Annotated in this window: 12 protein-coding genes; 6 read left to right on the plus strand and 6 right to left on the minus strand. The window is 64.0% G+C overall.

All coding sequences use genetic code 11. From position 1 onward, the window contains the following. Window positions 1–7 precede the first annotated feature (7 nt). From CXY74_RS11295 to rpoB, 3 genes are all read right to left on the minus strand, one after another. Complete coding sequence (locus CXY74_RS11295) at window positions 8–1,678, minus strand: GspE/PulE family protein (RefSeq protein WP_104200503.1); 1,671 nt, start codon at window positions 1,676–1,678, stop codon at window positions 8–10. Between the two features lie 272 nt (window positions 1,679–1,950). After that, window positions 1,951–5,874: a DNA-directed RNA polymerase subunit beta' gene (locus CXY74_RS11300; protein WP_104200504.1), complete on the minus strand. Its 3,924-nt coding sequence runs from the start codon at window positions 5,872–5,874 to the stop codon at window positions 1,951–1,953. 42 nt (window positions 5,875–5,916) lie between these two features. Continuing rightward, complete coding sequence (gene rpoB / locus CXY74_RS11305; protein WP_104200505.1) at window positions 5,917–9,408, minus strand: DNA-directed RNA polymerase subunit beta; 3,492 nt, start codon at window positions 9,406–9,408, stop codon at window positions 5,917–5,919. Between the two features lie 353 nt (window positions 9,409–9,761). On the opposite strand from rpoB, the gene CXY74_RS11310 reads away from it, so the two are divergent. After that, window positions 9,762–10,646, plus strand: a complete 885-nt coding sequence (locus CXY74_RS11310) for a spermidine synthase (protein WP_104200506.1) — start codon at window positions 9,762–9,764, stop codon at window positions 10,644–10,646. A 77-nt stretch (window positions 10,647–10,723) separates the two neighbouring features. On the opposite strand, the gene CXY74_RS18010 is transcribed toward CXY74_RS11310, so the two are convergent. Beyond that, window positions 10,724–11,035: a hypothetical protein gene (locus CXY74_RS18010; RefSeq protein WP_233193345.1), complete on the minus strand. Its 312-nt coding sequence runs from the start codon at window positions 11,033–11,035 to the stop codon at window positions 10,724–10,726. Between the two features lie 18 nt (window positions 11,036–11,053). On the opposite strand from CXY74_RS18010, the gene CXY74_RS18015 reads away from it, so the two are divergent. The 3 genes from CXY74_RS18015 (at window position 11,054) to CXY74_RS11325 (ending at window position 13,164) form a co-directional block, all read left to right on the plus strand. Beyond that, a complete protein-coding gene (locus tag CXY74_RS18015) occupies window positions 11,054–11,275 on the plus strand; it encodes a hypothetical protein (RefSeq protein ID WP_233193346.1) in 222 nt (73 codons plus the stop codon). 160 nt (window positions 11,276–11,435) lie between these two features. Further along, the gene (locus CXY74_RS11320) at window positions 11,436–12,593 is read left to right on the plus strand and encodes a sorbosone dehydrogenase family protein (protein ID WP_104200507.1); all 1,158 of its coding nucleotides are present in this window, start codon (window positions 11,436–11,438) and stop codon (window positions 12,591–12,593) included. A gap of 61 nt (window positions 12,594–12,654) precedes the next feature. After that, window positions 12,655–13,164, plus strand: coding sequence for a SprT-like domain-containing protein (locus CXY74_RS11325; RefSeq protein WP_104200508.1), 510 nt, complete (start codon window positions 12,655–12,657; stop codon window positions 13,162–13,164). A 69-nt stretch (window positions 13,165–13,233) separates the two neighbouring features. Here CXY74_RS11325 and CXY74_RS11330 read toward each other — a convergent pair whose 3' ends face one another. Both CXY74_RS11330 and CXY74_RS11335 read right to left on the minus strand, forming a co-directional pair. Then, window positions 13,234–14,499, minus strand: coding sequence for a hypothetical protein (locus CXY74_RS11330; protein ID WP_104200509.1), 1,266 nt, complete (start codon window positions 14,497–14,499; stop codon window positions 13,234–13,236). 36 nt (window positions 14,500–14,535) lie between these two features. Further along, window positions 14,536–14,976 (minus strand): EVE domain-containing protein, encoded by a 441-nt coding sequence (locus tag CXY74_RS11335; protein WP_233193347.1) that lies wholly within the window; start codon window positions 14,974–14,976, stop codon window positions 14,536–14,538. Between the two features lie 58 nt (window positions 14,977–15,034). Here CXY74_RS11335 and CXY74_RS11340 point away from each other — a divergent pair, with 58 nt between their 5' ends. Next, window positions 15,035–15,631 carry a hypothetical protein gene (locus CXY74_RS11340; protein WP_199183211.1) on the plus strand — a complete coding sequence of 199 codons (597 nt, stop codon included), beginning with the start codon at window positions 15,035–15,037 and terminating at the stop codon, window positions 15,629–15,631. A gap of 46 nt (window positions 15,632–15,677) precedes the next feature. After that, window positions 15,678–16,316 (plus strand): DUF1684 domain-containing protein, encoded by a 639-nt coding sequence (locus tag CXY74_RS11345; RefSeq protein ID WP_104200510.1) that lies wholly within the window; start codon window positions 15,678–15,680, stop codon window positions 16,314–16,316. The last annotated feature ends 129 nt before the right edge of the window (window positions 16,317–16,445 follow it).

A 16,445-nucleotide genomic window follows, 5' to 3' on the forward strand; every position in this document is an offset into this window, starting at 1 on the left:
TTTCGACCTAAGCGACCACTCGCAGAATTTCGTCCACCGAGGTGAACCCGAGCCCGACTTTGGCCCAGCCATCGTCCCGGAGGCTGACCATTCCCTGCTCCTGGGCGGTGTGCGCGATCTCCGCGCTCGACGCACGCGCCACGCACAGCCGTTCGATCTCCTCGGTCACCGTCATCACCTCGTGCACGGCAAGCCGCCCACGGTAGCCGGTATTGGAGCAGCTGGCGCATCCGTTCGCTTGATAGATGACGGGCAGCGCCAGCTCCGGTTCGAGCGGAAATCGCAGGTGCGCGAGCTGCTCCCGGCTCCGAAGGTCCGGAATTTTGCAGCGTTCGCATAAGCGGCGGGCCAGGCGCTGGGCGACGACGCAGTCGAGCGCGCTGCCCACGAGAAAGGGTTCGATTCCCATTTCGGTGAGACGCGTGATCGCGCTCGGTGCGTTATTGGTGTGCAGGGTGGAGAGCACGAGGTGCCCGGTGAGCGCTGCCTCGATAGCGATCTGGGCGGTCTCGTGGTCGCGAATCTCACCGAGCAGAACGACATCGGGATCGCACCGCAGAATGCTGCGCAGAGCACTCGCGAAGGTGAGTCCCGCCTTCGGATTCACCTGCACTTGGTTGATACCGACCATGCGATATTCCACCGGATCTTCGACGGTGATCACATTGATCTCCGGGCGAGCCACCGAGTACAGGGTCGTGTAGAGGGTCGTCGACTTGCCCGACCCGGTGGGCCCGGTCACCAGGATCATTCCGTAAGGCTTCGAGTATGCCGTTTTGAAGGCGTCATAGTTGTGGTCGAGCAGGGACAGATCGCGCAGGTCCATGCTCGTGGTCGAGTTGTCGAGGATACGCATGACGACCTTTTCACCCCAGACCGTCGGCAGGGTGGCCACGCGCAGGTCGATCTTGCGGCCACCGTGGCTGACGGACATACGGCCGTCCTGCGGTTTGCGGCGCTCGGCGATGTCGATGTCGGCCATGATTTTCAGGCGACTGATGACACCGTTCTGAATGCTCTTCGGTGCGCTCGGCATCTCGTGCAGAACACCGTCGATGCGGTATCGCACTCGCAGGCTGACCTCACCCGGTTCGATGTGTATATCGCTGGCCTTATCCTGAATGGCCTGACTCACCAGCAAATTGACGAAGCGCACAATGGGTGCGGCATCGTCGCGCGCCTCATCGGACGCCTCAGGCGCCGCCATACTCGAATCGTTCTCCTCCTCGAGTGCGGTGGTGAGGTTACTGAGTTCGTCATCGGCGCGATGGAAGCGCGCGATCGCCGCGAGCAGGTCGCTGCGTTCGGCCACCACCGGGGACACTCGCAGTCGAGACGCTTCGCCGACATCGTCGAGCGCGAACACATTGCCGGGGTCGACCATAGCGAGCACGAGCCGCCCGCCGTCAATTCCGATTGGCAGCACTTCGTGTCGTCGACAGAGCAGCGCCGACACGAGGGCGAGGGCACTCGCTTCGACCGCATACTCGAGCAATTCGACAAAGGGAAGGTTGGCCTGGGCGGCCCGCGCCTTTGCGAACTGCAACTCGGTGATCACTCCACTATCAACCAGCCCCCGAACGGCGCCCTCATCGGCAGGATCCCCCGCTAGCAGGGTGTCGAGGGCTTCGATCGGAAGCAGACCGTGCAGGATGAGAATCTCGGTCAGGGTTGCCACGCGGTTCTCCCCCGAACTGGTTACGTGTACTCTAAAGCTCGAGTATACGGCCCCCGCGCCCTCTCCCCGACCGCCCCCTGTGCGGACGGGGCCCGGGCCCCGTCCGCGGGCCCAGTCTATAAACTGGGCCCGCGTTCACAAGGTGGGCCCGGCGACGGAGGGCGGCGCGCGAAGCCGCCCCACGGCATCCGTTCGCCAGCCCGTCGCAGGTCTATTTAACCGACGGATGGCCCCTGCCGAAGCAGGGGCCATCCGTTGAGAGCTGCTGGGTACTAGTTGTACGTTCCCGGAGTCAGGTCGTCCGACGAGAAACTGTCGAAGTCGACGAAGCTCAGGTCGCCCTCAGCGAACGTGGCATCTTCGGTGAAGATGCGGTTCGGGTAACGCTCAGCCTTGGCCTCTTCCGTTGCCTCGACGCTAACGTCGCGGTAGCGGGGAAGACCGGTGCCGGCCGGGATCAACTTACCGATGATGACGTTCTCCTTGAGGCCCATCAGCGGGTCGCTCTTGCCTTCCATGGCCGCCTGGGTCAGAACCCGGGTGGTCTCCTGGAAGGAAGCGGCCGACAGCCAGGACTCCGTCGCGAGGGAAGCCTTGGTGATACCCATGACCTCCTGGCGAGCGGATGCCGTCTTCTTGCCCTCGGTGAGCGCGGTGCGGTTGAGGTCGTTGTACTTCAACCGGTCAACGAGCTCGCCCGGGAGCAGTCCAGTGTCACCGTGTTCGACGACGGTCACCTTGCGAAGCATCTGGCGAACGATGACCTCGATGTGCTTGTCGTGAATCGGTACACCCTGCGAACGGTAGACCTCCTGCACACCGGAGACGAGGTGCTTCTGCACCGCGCGAACACCCTTGACGCGAAGAACTTCCTTCGGGTCGACGGCGCCGATGATGATCTGCTGTCCGAGATCGACGTGCTGACCATCCTCAACGAGAAGGGTCGAACGCTTCAGCACCGGGTAGGCGATTGCTTCGTCGCCATTGTCGGGGGTCAGGATGACCTTGCGGCCCTTGTCCGAATCCTCGATCGTGATGCGTCCGGCGGAGTCGACGATGGGTGACGCACCCTTGGGGGTACGCGCCTCGAACAGCTCCTGAACACGCGGCAGACCCTGGGTGATGTCGTCAGCGGATGCCGACCCACCCGTGTGGAAGGTACGCATGGTCAGCTGGGTGCCGGGCTCACCGATGGACTGCGCGGCGATGATACCGACGGCCTCACCGATGTCGACGAGCTGGCCCGTAGCGAGCGACCGGCCGTAACAGACCGCACACACACCGACAGCCGACTCACAGGTGAGTACCGAGCGCACCTTGATGGTTTCGACACCACCGGCGATGAGCTTGGCGATGAGCACGTCTCCGACGTCGTCTCCGGCGTCGGCGATGACCTCACCGGCAGCGTTGACCGCGGCTGCGGCCAGGCTGCGAGCGTAGACCGCGTTCTCGACGTTGAAGTCGACCAGCAGTCCGCCATCTTCGTCACGCAGGAGCGCACCGGTCGTGGCGTCGGTTCCGGCGATGGGCAGTTCGAGACCCTTCGTCGTTCCGCAGTCGTCTTCGCGGATGATGACATCCTGCGAGACGTCCACGAGACGACGGGTGAGGTACCCCGAGTCAGCGGTACGCAGAGCCGTGTCGGCCAGTCCCTTACGAGCACCGTGAGTAGCAATGAAGTACTCGGCGACGGACAGGCCTTCGCGGTAGCTCGAGATGATCGGGCGAGGGATGATCTCACCCTTCGGGTTGTTCACGAGGCCTCGCATGCCGGCGATGTTGCGCACCTGCAGCCAGTTACCACGAGCACCAGAGGTGACCATGCGGTTGATGGTGTTATCGGCCGGGAAGTTCGACTGCATTGCTGCGGCGACGTCTTCCGTGGCACGAGTCCAGATCTGGATCAGCTCTTGGCGACGCTCGAGGTCGGTCGTGAGACCCTTCTCGAACTGCGCCTGAACCTTGGCAGCCTGCTTCTCGTAACCGGCGACGATCTCCTTCTTGTTCGGAGGCGTCAGGATGTCGCTGAGCGCGACGGTCACGCCGGAACGGGTTGCCCAGTAGAAACCGGCATCCTTGATCCGGTCGAGGGTTGCAGCAACCTCTACCTTGACGTACCGCTCCGCGAGGTCGTTGACAATGGTCGACATGGTGACCTTGTTGGCAACGTCTTCGAAGTACGGGTAGTCGGCCGGGAGCGCCTCGTTGAAGATGGCGCGGCCAAGGCTCGTGGTGACCAGAACGGTTCCGACAGCCTGACCGTTGACCAGTTCGACACCGTCGGGCTGCGTGCCCTCGGTGAAGTACTTGTCGGTCAAGCGGATGCGCACCTTGGCATTCAGGTCGAGCGACTTCTGGTCGAACGCGAGAATGGCCTCTGACACGCTGGAGAAAGCACGGCCTTCTCCGACCACACCTTCCTTCATCGTGGTGAGGTGGTGAAGACCGATGATCATGTCCTGGGTGGGCAGGGTCACCGGGCGGCCGTCAGACGGCTTGAGGATGTTGTTCGAGGCGAGCATCAGGATGCGTGCCTCGGCCTGGGCCTCAACGGAAAGCGGAAGGTGGACAGCCATCTGGTCACCGTCGAAGTCGGCGTTGAACGCCGCGCAGACGAGCGGGTGCAGTTGGATCGCCTTACCTTCAACGAGCTGAGGCTCGAAGGCCTGGATGCCCAAGCGGTGCAGGGTGGGTGCACGGTTGAGCATGACGGGGCGCTCGCGGATGATCTCCTCGAGCACGTCCCAGACCTGCGGACGTGAGCGCTCGACCATGCGCTTGGCGGCCTTGATGTTCTGAGCGTGGCTCAAATCGATCAGGCGCTTGATCACGAACGGCTTGAACAGCTCGAGCGCCATCTGCTTGGGCAGACCACACTGGTGCAGCTTCAGCTGCGGACCGACCACGATGACCGAACGGCCCGAGTAGTCCACGCGCTTGCCGAGCAGGTTCTGACGGAACCGACCCTGCTTTCCCTTGAGCATGTCGCTCAGGGACTTCAGGGCGCGGTTACCGGTACCGGTAACGGGGCGACCACGACGACCGTTGTCGAACAGTGCGTCGACGGCCTCCTGCAGCATGCGCTTTTCGTTGTTCACGATGATCTCGGGAGCACCGAGGTCGAGCAGACGACGCAGGCGGTTGTTGCGGTTGATCACACGACGGTAGAGGTCGTTCAGGTCGCTCGTGGCAAACCGGCCACCGTCGAGCTGAACCATCGGGCGCAGTTCCGGCGGGAGCACGGGAACGACGTCGAGCACCATTCCGGCCGGCGAGTTGCCGGTCATGATGAACGCGTTGACCACGCGCAGGCGCTTGATGGCGCGGATCTTCTTCTGACCCTTGCCCTCGGCGATCTGCAGGTGCAGGTTTTCGCTCTCGGTGACCAGGTCGAAGGCCTCGAGGCGCTTCTTGATGGCTTCGGCGCCCATGTAGGCCTCGAAGTACATGCCGAAACGGTCCTGGAGCTCGTGGAAAACGGAATCTTCCGGCTTCAGGTCGCCGACCTTGAGGGTGCGGAAGTCTTCCCACACGCGCTCGAGATGCGCGATCTGCTCGTCCAGGGACTTACGAACCTGGCCCATTTCCTTTTCGGCGGCGTCTTTCGTGCGCTTCTTCTGGTCGCTCTTGGCGCCTTCGGCCTCTAGTGCTGCGAGGTCGGTTTCGAGGCGCTGCAGGCGATCGGCGATACGCGAGTCGCGGCTCGACTCGATGGTCTTGAGTTCGAGACGCAGCTCGTTCTCGAGGCCGGGCATGTCCTGGTGGCGACCGTCTTCGTCAACCGTGATGACCATGTATGCGGCGAAGTAGATGACCTTTTCGAGGTCCTTCGGAGCCATGTCCAGCAGGTAGCCGAGACGCGAGGGCACACCCTTGAAGTACCAGATGTGCGTGACCGGGGCAGCGAGTTCGATGTGGCCCATGCGCTCACGGCGCACCGACGACTTCGTGACCTCTACACCGCAACGCTCGCAGACGATTCCTTTGAAGCGAACACGCTTGTACTTGCCACACGAGCATTCCCAGTCCCGCGAGGGGCCGAAGATCTGCTCACCGAACAGGCCGTCTTTTTCCGGCTTGAGCGTGCGGTAGTTGATGGTTTCGGGCTTCTTGACCTCACCGTGCGACCAACGACGGATGTCGTCAGCGGTAGCCAGGCCAATACGAAGCTCGTCAAATGTTGTTACGTCGAGCAATTTCTCTCCTTGGAAAGTTTTCGAAGTTTCTTCGGGCCAGGCTTAGATGTCGTCGATGGACGACGACTCAAACCGGGTGGAAATATTGATGCCGAGCTCTTCCGCAGCGCGGAACACCTCATCATCCGTGTCGCGCAGGCTGACTGCGGTGCCATCGGCCGAGAGCACCTCGACGTTCAAGCACAGCGACTGCATTTCCTTGATCAGAACCTTGAAGCTCTCGGGAATGCCGGGTTCCTGGATGTTCTCACCCTTGACGATGGCTTCGTACACCTTGACGCGGCCGAGGATATCGTCAGATTTGATGGTCAGGAGTTCCTGTAGGGCGTAGGCGGCTCCGTATGCTTCGAGCGCCCACACCTCCATCTCACCGAAACGCTGTCCACCGAACTGCGCCTTACCACCCAGCGGCTGCTGCGTGATCATGGAGTACGGGCCGGTCGAACGAGCGTGGATCTTGTCGTCGACCAGGTGGTGGAGCTTCAGGATGTACATGTATCCAACGGACACCGGCATCGGGAACGGCTCGCCGGAGCGGCCGTCGAAGAGCTGGGTCTTTCCGGTGGAACCGATGAGGCGCTCACCGTCGCGGGTCAGGGTCGTGGAGTCCAGGAGACCCTCGATCTCGATCTCGAGCGCACCGTCGAATACCGGGGTGGCGACCTTCGTGCCGGGGGCGGCGCTGAAGGCGTGCTCCGGAAGACGAGCAGCCCATTTCGGCTTACCCTCGACGTTCCAGCCCTGCTTCGCAATCCAACCGAGGTGCGTTTCGAGCACCTGGCCGAAGTTCATGCGACCGGGGATACCGAGCGGGTTGAGGATGATGTCGACCGGGGTTCCGTCGGCGAGGAACGGCATGTCCTCGATCGGCAGAATGCGGGAGATGACACCCTTGTTGCCGTGACGGCCGGCGAGCTTGTCACCCTCGGTGATCTTGCGCTTCTGGGCAATGAACACGACCACGCGCTGGTTGACGCCCGAGCCGAGCTCGTCGTCGCCGTCCTGCGAGTCGAATACCTTGACACCGATGATGGTGCCGCGCTCACCGTGGGGAACCTTCAAGCTCGTGTCGCGAACTTCGCGGCTCTTCTCGTTGAAGATGGCGCGCAGCAGGCGCTCCTCGGCGGAAAGCTCGGTCTCGCCCTTCGGCGTGACCTTGCCCACGAGGATGTCGCCGGGGCGAACCTCGGCTCCGATACGGATGATGCCACGCTCGTCGAGGTCGGCGAGAAAGTCCGGGGACACGTTGGGAAGGTCGCGAGTGATCTCTTCCTTACCCAGCTTAGTGTCGCGGGCATCCACTTCGTACTCTTCGATGTGAATCGAGGAGAGGGTGTCGTCCTTGACCAGGTTCTGGCTCAGGATGATCGCGTCCTCGAAGTTGTAGCCTTCCCACGGCATGAATGCCACGAGCAGGTTCTTTCCGAGGGCGAGTTCGCCCTGGTCGGTGGCGGGTCCGTCGGCGATAACCTCGCCGGCTTCGATGCGCTCACCGGCGTTGACGATCACGCGGTGGTTGAAGCTCGTGCCCTGGTTGGAGCGCGAGAATTTGCGCAGGTAGTAGTCCTGCGTGCCGCCCTCATCGAGCTGGATGGTGACGACGTCAGCCGACACCTCGGAGACCACACCGGGCTTCAGCGCGGTGAGCACGTCACCGGCGTCGATGGCCGTGTAGACCTCCATGCCGGTTCCGACGAGCGGGCTGTCGCTGAGCAGCAGCGGCACCGCCTGACGCTGCATGTTGGCACCCATGAGTGCGCGGTTGGCATCGTCGTGCTCGAGGAACGGAATGAGGCTGGTCGCGACCGACACCATCTGACGTGGCGAGACATCCATGTAGCCGATGTCTTCAGCGGGAACGAGGTCGACCTCGCCACCCTTCTTACGAGCGAGCACGCGGGCCTCGGCAAAGTGCGAGTCCTTGGTGAGCGGCGCGTTGGCCTGGGCGACGATGAAGTCGTCCTCTTCGCTCGCGGTGAGGTAATCGATCGTCTCGGTGACCTTGTTGTTGAGTACACGACGGTACGGCGTCTCGATGAAACCGAACGCATTGATCTGCGCGAACGAGGCGAGCGAACCGATCAGGCCGATGTTCGGGCCTTCCGGGGTCTCAATGGGACACATGCGGCCGTAGTGCGAGGGGTGAACGTCTCGCACCTCGACGCCGGCGCGGTCACGGGAGAGGCCACCCGGGCCCAGCGCGCTGAGGCGACGCTTGTGCGTCAATCCGGCGAGCGGGTTGTTCTGGTCCATGAACTGCGAGAGCTGCGAGGTACCGAAGAACTCCTTGATCGCGGCCACGACGGGGCGCACGTTGATCAGGGTCTGCGGGGTGATCGCTTCGATGTCCTGCGTGGTCATGCGCTCACGAACGACGCGCTCCATGCGGGACAGGCCGGTACGCACCTGGTTCTGGATGAGCTCGCCAACAGCACGGATACGACGGTTACCGAAGTGGTCGATGTCGTCGATGTCAATGTTGATGTCGGTCATCTTGCCGTCGCGCAGACCCGGAAGGGTGGTCTGGTTGTCGTGCAGGGCAACCAGGTACTTGATGGTGGCCAGGATGTCGGCCAGCGTCAGTACGGAGTCACTCAGCGGCGCTTCGAGGCCGAGCTTGCGGTTGATCTTGTAACGACCAACCTTGGCCAGGTCGTAGCGCTTGGAGTTGAAGAAGAAGTTGTCGAGGAGCGCACGCGCAGCCTCGGCGGCAACCTGCTCGCCGGGACGGAGCTTGCGGTAGATGTCCTTGAGGGCTTCTTCCTTGGTGAGGATGTTGTCCTTCTCGAGGGTGAGCTCGATGGACGCGTAGCCCTTGAACTCCTCGAGGATCTCCTCGCTGGTGAGACCGAGGGCCTTCAGGAACACGGTGACGGACTGCTTGCGCTTACGGTCGATGCGCACGCCAACCTGGTCGCGCTTGTCGATCTCGAATTCAAGCCAGGCACCACGGCTCGGAATGACGCGGGCGGAGTAGATGTCCTTGTCAGACGTCTTCTCCTGCTCGCGGTTGAAGTACACGCCCGGGGAGCGCACCAGTTGCGACACGACGACACGCTCGGTGCCGTTGATCACGAAGGTGCCCTTGGGGGTCATCAACGGGAAGTCACCCATGAACACGGTCTGGGTCTTGATCTCACCAGTGAGGTGGTTCATGAACTCAGCGTTCACGTAGAGGGGTGCTGAGTAGGTCTTACCCTTTTCCTTGCACTCATCAATGGTGTACTTCTCCGGCTCGAGCTCCGGGTTGGTGAAGGACAGCTGCATCGTTTCGCCGAGGTCTTCGATGGGAGAGATCTCCTCGAAGATCTCATCGAGCCCGGTGCGATTCGGCAGGTCCTGGCGGCCGGCTTTCTGGGCCTCGGCGATGCGAGCCTTCCAGATGTCGTTGCCGACTAGCCAGTCGAAGCTCTCGGTCTGCAAAGCGAGCAGATCCGGAACGTTCAAGTGGTCGCTGATCTTTGCGAACGACAGGCGCTCAGCTGAGCGGCCGTTCTTGGGTGAGTTGGTGGTTGCGTTGCGCGCAGCAGCCAAGGAAATAACCTCCGTGGACCCCGTCAGGTCTAGTTATTGTTATTGGTGATGACTCCGCAGACCCTAGGAAAGAATCTCGTAGGAAATGTGCCTCAAGGTGGCTTGAACACGCAAAGCCGACCGCAATATGAAGGCAAGGTTTTTCTGGGAGCGTAAGGAGTAAGCATATGCCCCAATTAGCGGGATGTCCACCCGAATCTTGCATATGTGTAAATTCTCAGGTATAACCCGCCGCACTGCCCACCGCAGAAGCTCACGAAGTGCCCGCTTGGCCACCGCAAAGCGGCACGTCTTATGCTCTCGGAACAGATGGTGCGCGCAGATCGCGAGCAGCCAGGGCGCAGACTGGAACCATGAGTACTGGGCGTAAGGGTGAGGCATCCGACGAGCATCCGGCTGTCGTCTTGAAGTTGAGCGGGCACACGGCGGTGATCGAACCGGACCGGTTCACCCCCGGCAGCTTTCAGCTCGTGGTCGACGGCACGCCGCAGTCGCACGTGAACATCGACCACCCCGATGAGCTGTTCTTCGAGTACATCCAGCGCATCGGGCACGTCATCGACCTGCTCGGGGAACCACACGAGCCAATCACCGCCGTGCACCTCGGAGCGGGCGCGCTGACCCTGCCGCGCTATGTGGAGGCGACCCGGCCGGGCTCCCGCCAGCAGGTCGTCGAGATCGAGAGCGACCTGATCGACCTCGTGCGGGAGGTTTTGCCGTGGGACAAGCGCGCCCAGCTGCGCGTGCGCCACGGCGATGCCCGCGAGGTGCTCGGCAAGCTGCCGGCCGGACTCAAGGGAGCCGTCGACCTTGTCGTGGTGGATATCTTCTCGGGCGCGCGCACCCCGAAACACGTCACGAGCCGCGAATTCTTCGCTCTCGCCGCTCCGCTGCTGTCGCCGCGCGGCGTGCTCGCCGTCAACGTAGCGGATGGCCCCGGCCTCGCGTTCGCTCGTGGCCAGGCCGCAACCCTCTCGGCGGTGTTTCCGCACGTGATCGGATTCGCCGAGACGCAGGTGCTCAAGGGCCGCCGCTTCGGCAACATCGTATTCATCGCCGCGCACACCCCGATCGACCTCAACTGGATTCCCCGGCTGCTTGCGAACGGACCGCACCCGGCCAAGGTGATCGAGGGTACCGAGCTGAAGCAGTTCATGGCCGGGTCGCTCGTGGCGACCGACGAGACGTCGACGCAGTCGCCGTTGCCCGGCCGCACGGTGTTTCAGATTGGGCACTGACCTGCGACCGGATTCGCATCGGCGGCGGTATTCTGGGGGCACCCGTTTATCCCGCGCGGCCCCGGCCGCCCTCGTCATTACAGGAACACACCCTGAGTTTCATCATCGGTTACGACCCCATCACTCTGCGCGAAAAAGTTGACCTGCTGGCCGCCGGCGAGCGGCTCGTCGAGCTCGGCAACCTGCGGAGCCTGGCCGCCCTCAACGAGAAGGTCGCCCTGCTGCGTCTGGTCGGTCGGCTCGACGAAGCCTGGGAAATTGCGAACGAGGCGCTGCGCCAGTCCCGCTTCACCGGCAACCGGGAGCAGGCGGTGGCCAGTCGCATCCGTCGCGCTCAGGTTTTGCAGTTTCAGGGCAAGCTCGACGAGGCCGCGAGCGAACTGACCCACTGCATCCTCGACTCTGAGGTGCACGAGTGGACCCGGCTGGCGGCCTACGCCCGGCAGCACCGCGGCAAGGTGTACTTCGATCAGGGCAACCTCGACGGCGCGCTTGCGGACTTCACCGCTGCCGTTTTTCTGCGCGAGAAAGACGGCGCCGACGCCGACGAACTCGACAGCTCACTGCTCGCCGTTGCAGTAGTGGAGTCGCACATCGCTGCCCGCGGGTCCAATTCCCTTCCCGCATAACTCCTGCAATTCGATGCCTGCAACTCAGCCACCCGCACAATCTCGCGGCGCCCGGGGAGCGGCGCCGCAAACTGCAGGAGTTACGGTGCGTCGTGGCGGGCTACTGGCCGTCGGGCGCGTTCTACGGCATGCTGTATTCACCACGAAGGCGAGGTGAACGGTGACTTTTCATGCGTTTCGGCGAGCGACTGCCACAGCGTCGGCCGCCCTGCTGGTTCTAGCTCTGGCCGCGTGCAGCGCGGAGGCGCCGCGCGCCACCCCGATAACGTCGACACCAGCCTCCTCCGCGCCCGGCGCGACCGGGACCGCGGACCTGACGCCGGTGCATCCGGTCGCAGAACCTGTCGTGATCGCCTCGGGGCTTCAGGCTCCGTGGTCGATTCTGCGACTGCCCGGCGGCGCCACCCTCATCAGCGAACGCGACACGACCCGGGTGCGCGAGTTACTTCCCGGCGGCAGCTTGCGCGTAGCTGGCACGATCGAAGCCGCACAGCCCAATGGTGAGGGCGGGCTGCTCGGCCTGGCTTTTCTGGCCGACGAAGCGGCTCCCGGCGGTGCCGGCTGGGTCTATGCCTATTTTTCGACCGCAACCGACAACCGCATCGAGCGGATGCCGCTGGCCGGCTCGCCGGGCAGCCACACCCTCGGGGCGCCCACCCTCGTACTCGATTCGATCCCGCGGGCCGGCAACCACAATGGTGGTCGCATCGCGTTCGGGCCGGACGGCCTGCTCTATGCGACCGCCGGAGACGCCGGAGACACGGCCAACGCCCAGAACTTGGATTCGCTCGGCGGCAAGATTCTGCGCCTGACACCGACCGGCGGCGTACCGGAGGACAACCCTTTCAGTACCGTGGTGTACTCATTCGGGCACCGAAATCCGCAGGGGCTCGCCTGGGACTCACGCGGGCAGCTGTGGGCGAGCGAGTTCGGCCAGAACACCTGGGACGAGCTCAACCGCATCGTTCCCGGCGGCAACTACGGCTGGCCGCTGGTCGAAGGCCAAGCCGGTGACGCGGCCTATATCGATCCTCAACAGCAGTGGTCGACCGACCAGGCCAGCCCGAGCGGCATCACCATCGTGAACGACACCATCTTCATGGCGAGCCTGCGCGGTCAACGACTCTGGAGCATCCCCATCACCGGCCCGTCCTCCACAACCGAACCCACCGAGTGGTTTGCGCAGGACTATGGCCGGTTGCGCGACGTGGTGTCGGGCCCTGCTGGCACACTGTGGTTTGTGAGTAACAACACGGATGGCCGGGGTTCCCCGGCGGCCGGCGACGACCGGCTCTTTCAGGTAGTGGTCGGCCCCTGATGATCCACACGACACATCTCGCCCGGATGCCCTCTTGCGGCGCGAGAACGCAGGCGCCCTGATGGCCGATCTCACGCAGGTGCGCCGGTGGGCCGACGCGCTCATCGCGGCGCACCTCGACCCCGGTTGGACCTTCGGATTCGACAATGCCAAGAAGCGGGCAGGCCTCTGCAATTTCAGTTCGAAACACATCACTGTCTCGCGCTACCTCGCCTCCCGTTATGCCGACGACGACGTGCACCAGATCTTGTTGCACGAGGTCGCGCATGCCTTGGCCGGGCCGCGCGCCGGGCACGGACCCCGCTGGAAGAAAATGGCACTCGACCTCGGCTACGACGGCAAGCGCACCCACGACGGCGAGATCGCCAATGAGCTCGCCCCGTGGGTGGGCATCTGCCCGGCCGGCCACACTCACTTTCGGTATCGGCAGCCCACCCGGCCCCTGGCTTGTGGCCTGTGCGCGCGCCGCTTCGACCAGGCCCACGCCATCAGATGGCTGCGGCGCGAAATCACACCGGCCATCCGGCGCCGGGCGGCGGCCTCCGCGGGGCCACGGCTGACGCCGCGCTGACCGACGTTCGCGCTGACCGACGTTCGTGCTGACCGACGTTCGCGCTGACCGACGTTCGGCGGCCGCGGGTCAGTGCACGTCGTAGCGGGCGAGGGCGTCGGCGTCCGTTGCGTGCGTCATCGCTCGACGCGCGGTATCGAGCGCCGTCACCGGGTCGCCCTCGGCCACGGCGAGCGCGAGCTGCCGTTCGGCTTCGGCGAGGCGGGTGCGCGCGGCGGCGTGCACCCGCCCCCGATTGGCAGCCACGAAGTCTCGGGTGAGCGTGATCTGGCTGCGCGCGGTGAGCAGCGCGCCGGCCAGGGCCGTTCGGGCGTTGTCGAGGCGCAGCTGGCGGTTGCGCGCCTCCGAGCGGATGCTGTCCAGCCCGTTCATCGCTGTCTCAAGGGTCAAGAGATCTGCGGCCGGGTCGCTCAGCCGAACGGGCTCGCGGAGCGATGCCTGGACCACTGCGGCGTCGGTGATGACGTGATTGAGTGACGCGCTCGTGTCGGATTCCTCGTGATTGTCGCGCAGGGCGCGGGCTTCGGCGAGTTCCAAGCTGGCAGCATCCAGTGCCTGTTGCAGGTTCGCGAAGCCGCGATGAAGCTGGTCTTCGCCGGTTTCGATCGCATCGAGCAGTTGGGTTGCCTGAAATAGGGCGTGCTCTGCAGCCTGCAACTGCTCCCCCACCGGTTCGGGCGACGCTGCTTCGAGGCGGGTAACCGCGGCATCGGCACTCGCCCGCGCCCCTTCGAGGGCGGTGCCGGCCCGACCGACGTTGCCGCTGATCGGCGCGAGCGCCGCCGCGGAATAGCTCAAGCCCAGTCGGGCCAGGGTGTTCGCGCCGCCGGCAACCCGATCAGACATTCGATCGAGGCGTCGGCGCAATTCATCAATCTGCTGCGGGGCATTACGTTCAACGCCGCGTTTGGCGGTGAAATTGCGGGCCTGGTTGCTCAGCCGGGCGGTCGCCTCATCAGCGAATTGAACAATCTGCTGGTTCCAGCGGGTGCGTTCTAGAGCGGTATCCGGCACAGCGTCGTCGAGCTTCTGCTGCAGCGCGAAGGCGTCGCTGAGCTGATGCTTGGACGTCGTGAGCGCCGCCGCAAACTCCCGCGTCGCAGATTCACCGAACTGGGCGATGGCAAAACTGAGTTCGTCGCTGGCGTCCTGCACGAGGTCGTCGGCGCGCACCAAGCTGCTCGAAGCGCTGCGCTCCAGCTCAGTGGCGGCCGCGCTCACCTGCCCGAGCCGGGTCCGCGTGCGCCGGCGCGAGGCTGCCACCAGCGCCCAGACTCCGGCTGCCACGAGGCCGACAACGATGACCGAGGGTACCCACCAGAGATCGCCATTCATGCGCTGAGTCTAATAAAAAAATACTGACCAAACGCCCTACCGGTCGTCGGCAGAAGGCCGCCGCATCTGCTGCCGGATCATCTCGAAGTCGTGCCGCGAGATTTCAAGCACGCCGCGCCGCAGTTGGAACCCCCAGTTGGGGTTGCCCTGGGTCAGTTGCAGCACCGACAACAGCGGGCGGATGCTCGCGGGCCAGGCATCCAGGTCGTAGTCGGCCCGGCGTCGCCAGGGCCGCCACGAGTTACCCGGGTCGCCCACCTGATAGGCGTGGGCATCCGCTATGCGGCCGATCGCGGTGAACTCCCTGAGCGGATCGCCCTCGATCGCGGTCTTCGGCGAGTAGTAGACGATGCCATCAGCTTCCCCCATTTGCTTGAGGAGGTCTCCGGCACCGCGGTTGGCGCGGGCGATGCCCAAATCGACCCCGCGCAGCACGTGCTCGCGGTGTACAACGCCGAGCCAGAACCGAATTGCCACCTTTCATTTGTACTGCATTTAGTTGTGCCGCACGCCACGCGCAGACCAAACTGGGTCAATGCGCGTACTGCTCAAAGAGATCCTCGACTGCCCACCGGATGCCGCCTGGCACGCCATCCACAGCCCGGCCGTCTTCCGTGAGGTGAGTAGCCCGTTCATGGCGGTGGAGTCGCTCGAAGCCGACGGTTTTCCCACCCGCTGGGAGCCGGGCGAACACCCCGCCGAATTCTCCATGCTCGGTCTGGTGCCGATGGGCACCCAGGTCATTCGGCTGGCCAATTCGACGCACCGTGCCGATGGGGTGCGAATTCTGCGCGATACCGGTCGTGGTGTGTCGGGCGCACTGAGTGCGGTCACGCTCTGGGACCACCGCATGGCGATCGCCCCTGACCCGGCCGGCACCGGCAAAACGCTGTACCGCGACCAGCTCATTTTTCGCGGACGCCCGGCGACGATCGCGCTCTGGCCGACCTTCTGGGCGTTCTGGCAATGGCGGATGCTGCGCCTGAAGCATCTCGCGCCCCACTGGCAGTACGACATCGGCATCGACGACCCGGACTTCGTGCCTTCGGAGCAACGGGTGACCCCCACCGAGAAGGCCGAGAACACCGAGAAGGCCCAGGACACCGAGAAGGCTGGGAACGCCGAGTCGTAGCAGATCGCTTCGTGTGAATCATGCCCTCGGCGGTAGCGTAGCCACTATGAGCTCTACCCTCACTGCCTTACAGATCGCCGACTGGCGTCGCCTTGTGACCGGACTGTACGCGGGGGTGCGTCAGCTGAGCGCGACCAGCCCGGCGAGCGGGCATGAACTGTGGCGTTCCGGGCGAGATGAACTGTTCGCCGGGCATCCGTCGTCACCGTTGCTGCGCGAGGACCGCGCGGCATTCACCGGACTGCCGATTGCCGCCTATGATCCCGACTGGCGCTTCGAGGTAGAGGTGCACGGGGCCGAACAGTCGTATCGCATGAACGTGGAAACGGGAACTGACGGCACTGTGCCATTCGACCTGGTCGGCACCGTGCGGCTGCCCTACCTCGGTTCGCTCGACGTGTGGCGGCTGGCGAGTTACGGCGGCGGCTTGTTCCTGCCGCTCAAAGACGCCCTCGCTGGCAAGAGCGACGGGACCTATGGCGGTGGACGCTACCTTCTCGACACCATCAAGGGCGCCGACCTCGGCCCGGGCACGGGCGACGACAGCCTCATCCTCGACTTCAACTTCGCCTATAATCCTTCCTGCGCGTACGACCCGATGTGGGCCTGCCCACTGCCGCAGGGCGGCAACATTATCGACGTCGAGGTGCCGGTCGGCGAGCTCTACCGCGGCGACCATTTCTAGGGCTCTGCCGCCGATTTGACAGCATCCGCTAGAGTAGGAGTACTTGCGAACGCGTAGTTGCGCTTGCTGCGTCGTAGAACGCCCTCTTCTCTATCCGGCGGCCCACCAGGGCTGGCCTGATTTTTCGAA

Origin of the sequence: Cryobacterium sp. Y29, from assembly GCF_002929825.1 — a bacterium.
In the GTDB taxonomy this organism is placed as follows: Bacteria; Actinomycetota; Actinomycetes; order Actinomycetales; family Microbacteriaceae; genus Cryobacterium.

Excerpts from the sequence above, each read along its gene's own strand:
- CXY74_RS11340 (WP_199183211.1), top strand. The coding sequence starts at position 15,035 with ATGCGCGTACTGCTCAAAGAGATCCTCGACTGCCCACCGGATGCCGCC.
- CXY74_RS11325 (WP_104200508.1), top strand. The coding sequence starts at position 12,655 with ATGGCCGATCTCACGCAGGTGCGCCGGTGGGCCGACGCGCTCATCGCG.
- CXY74_RS11330 (WP_104200509.1), bottom strand. The coding sequence starts at position 14,499 with ATGAATGGCGATCTCTGGTGGGTACCCTCGGTCATCGTTGTCGGCCTC.
- CXY74_RS11310 (WP_104200506.1), top strand. The coding sequence starts at position 9,762 with ATGAGTACTGGGCGTAAGGGTGAGGCATCCGACGAGCATCCGGCTGTC.
- CXY74_RS11345 (WP_104200510.1), top strand. The coding sequence starts at position 15,678 with ATGAGCTCTACCCTCACTGCCTTACAGATCGCCGACTGGCGTCGCCTT.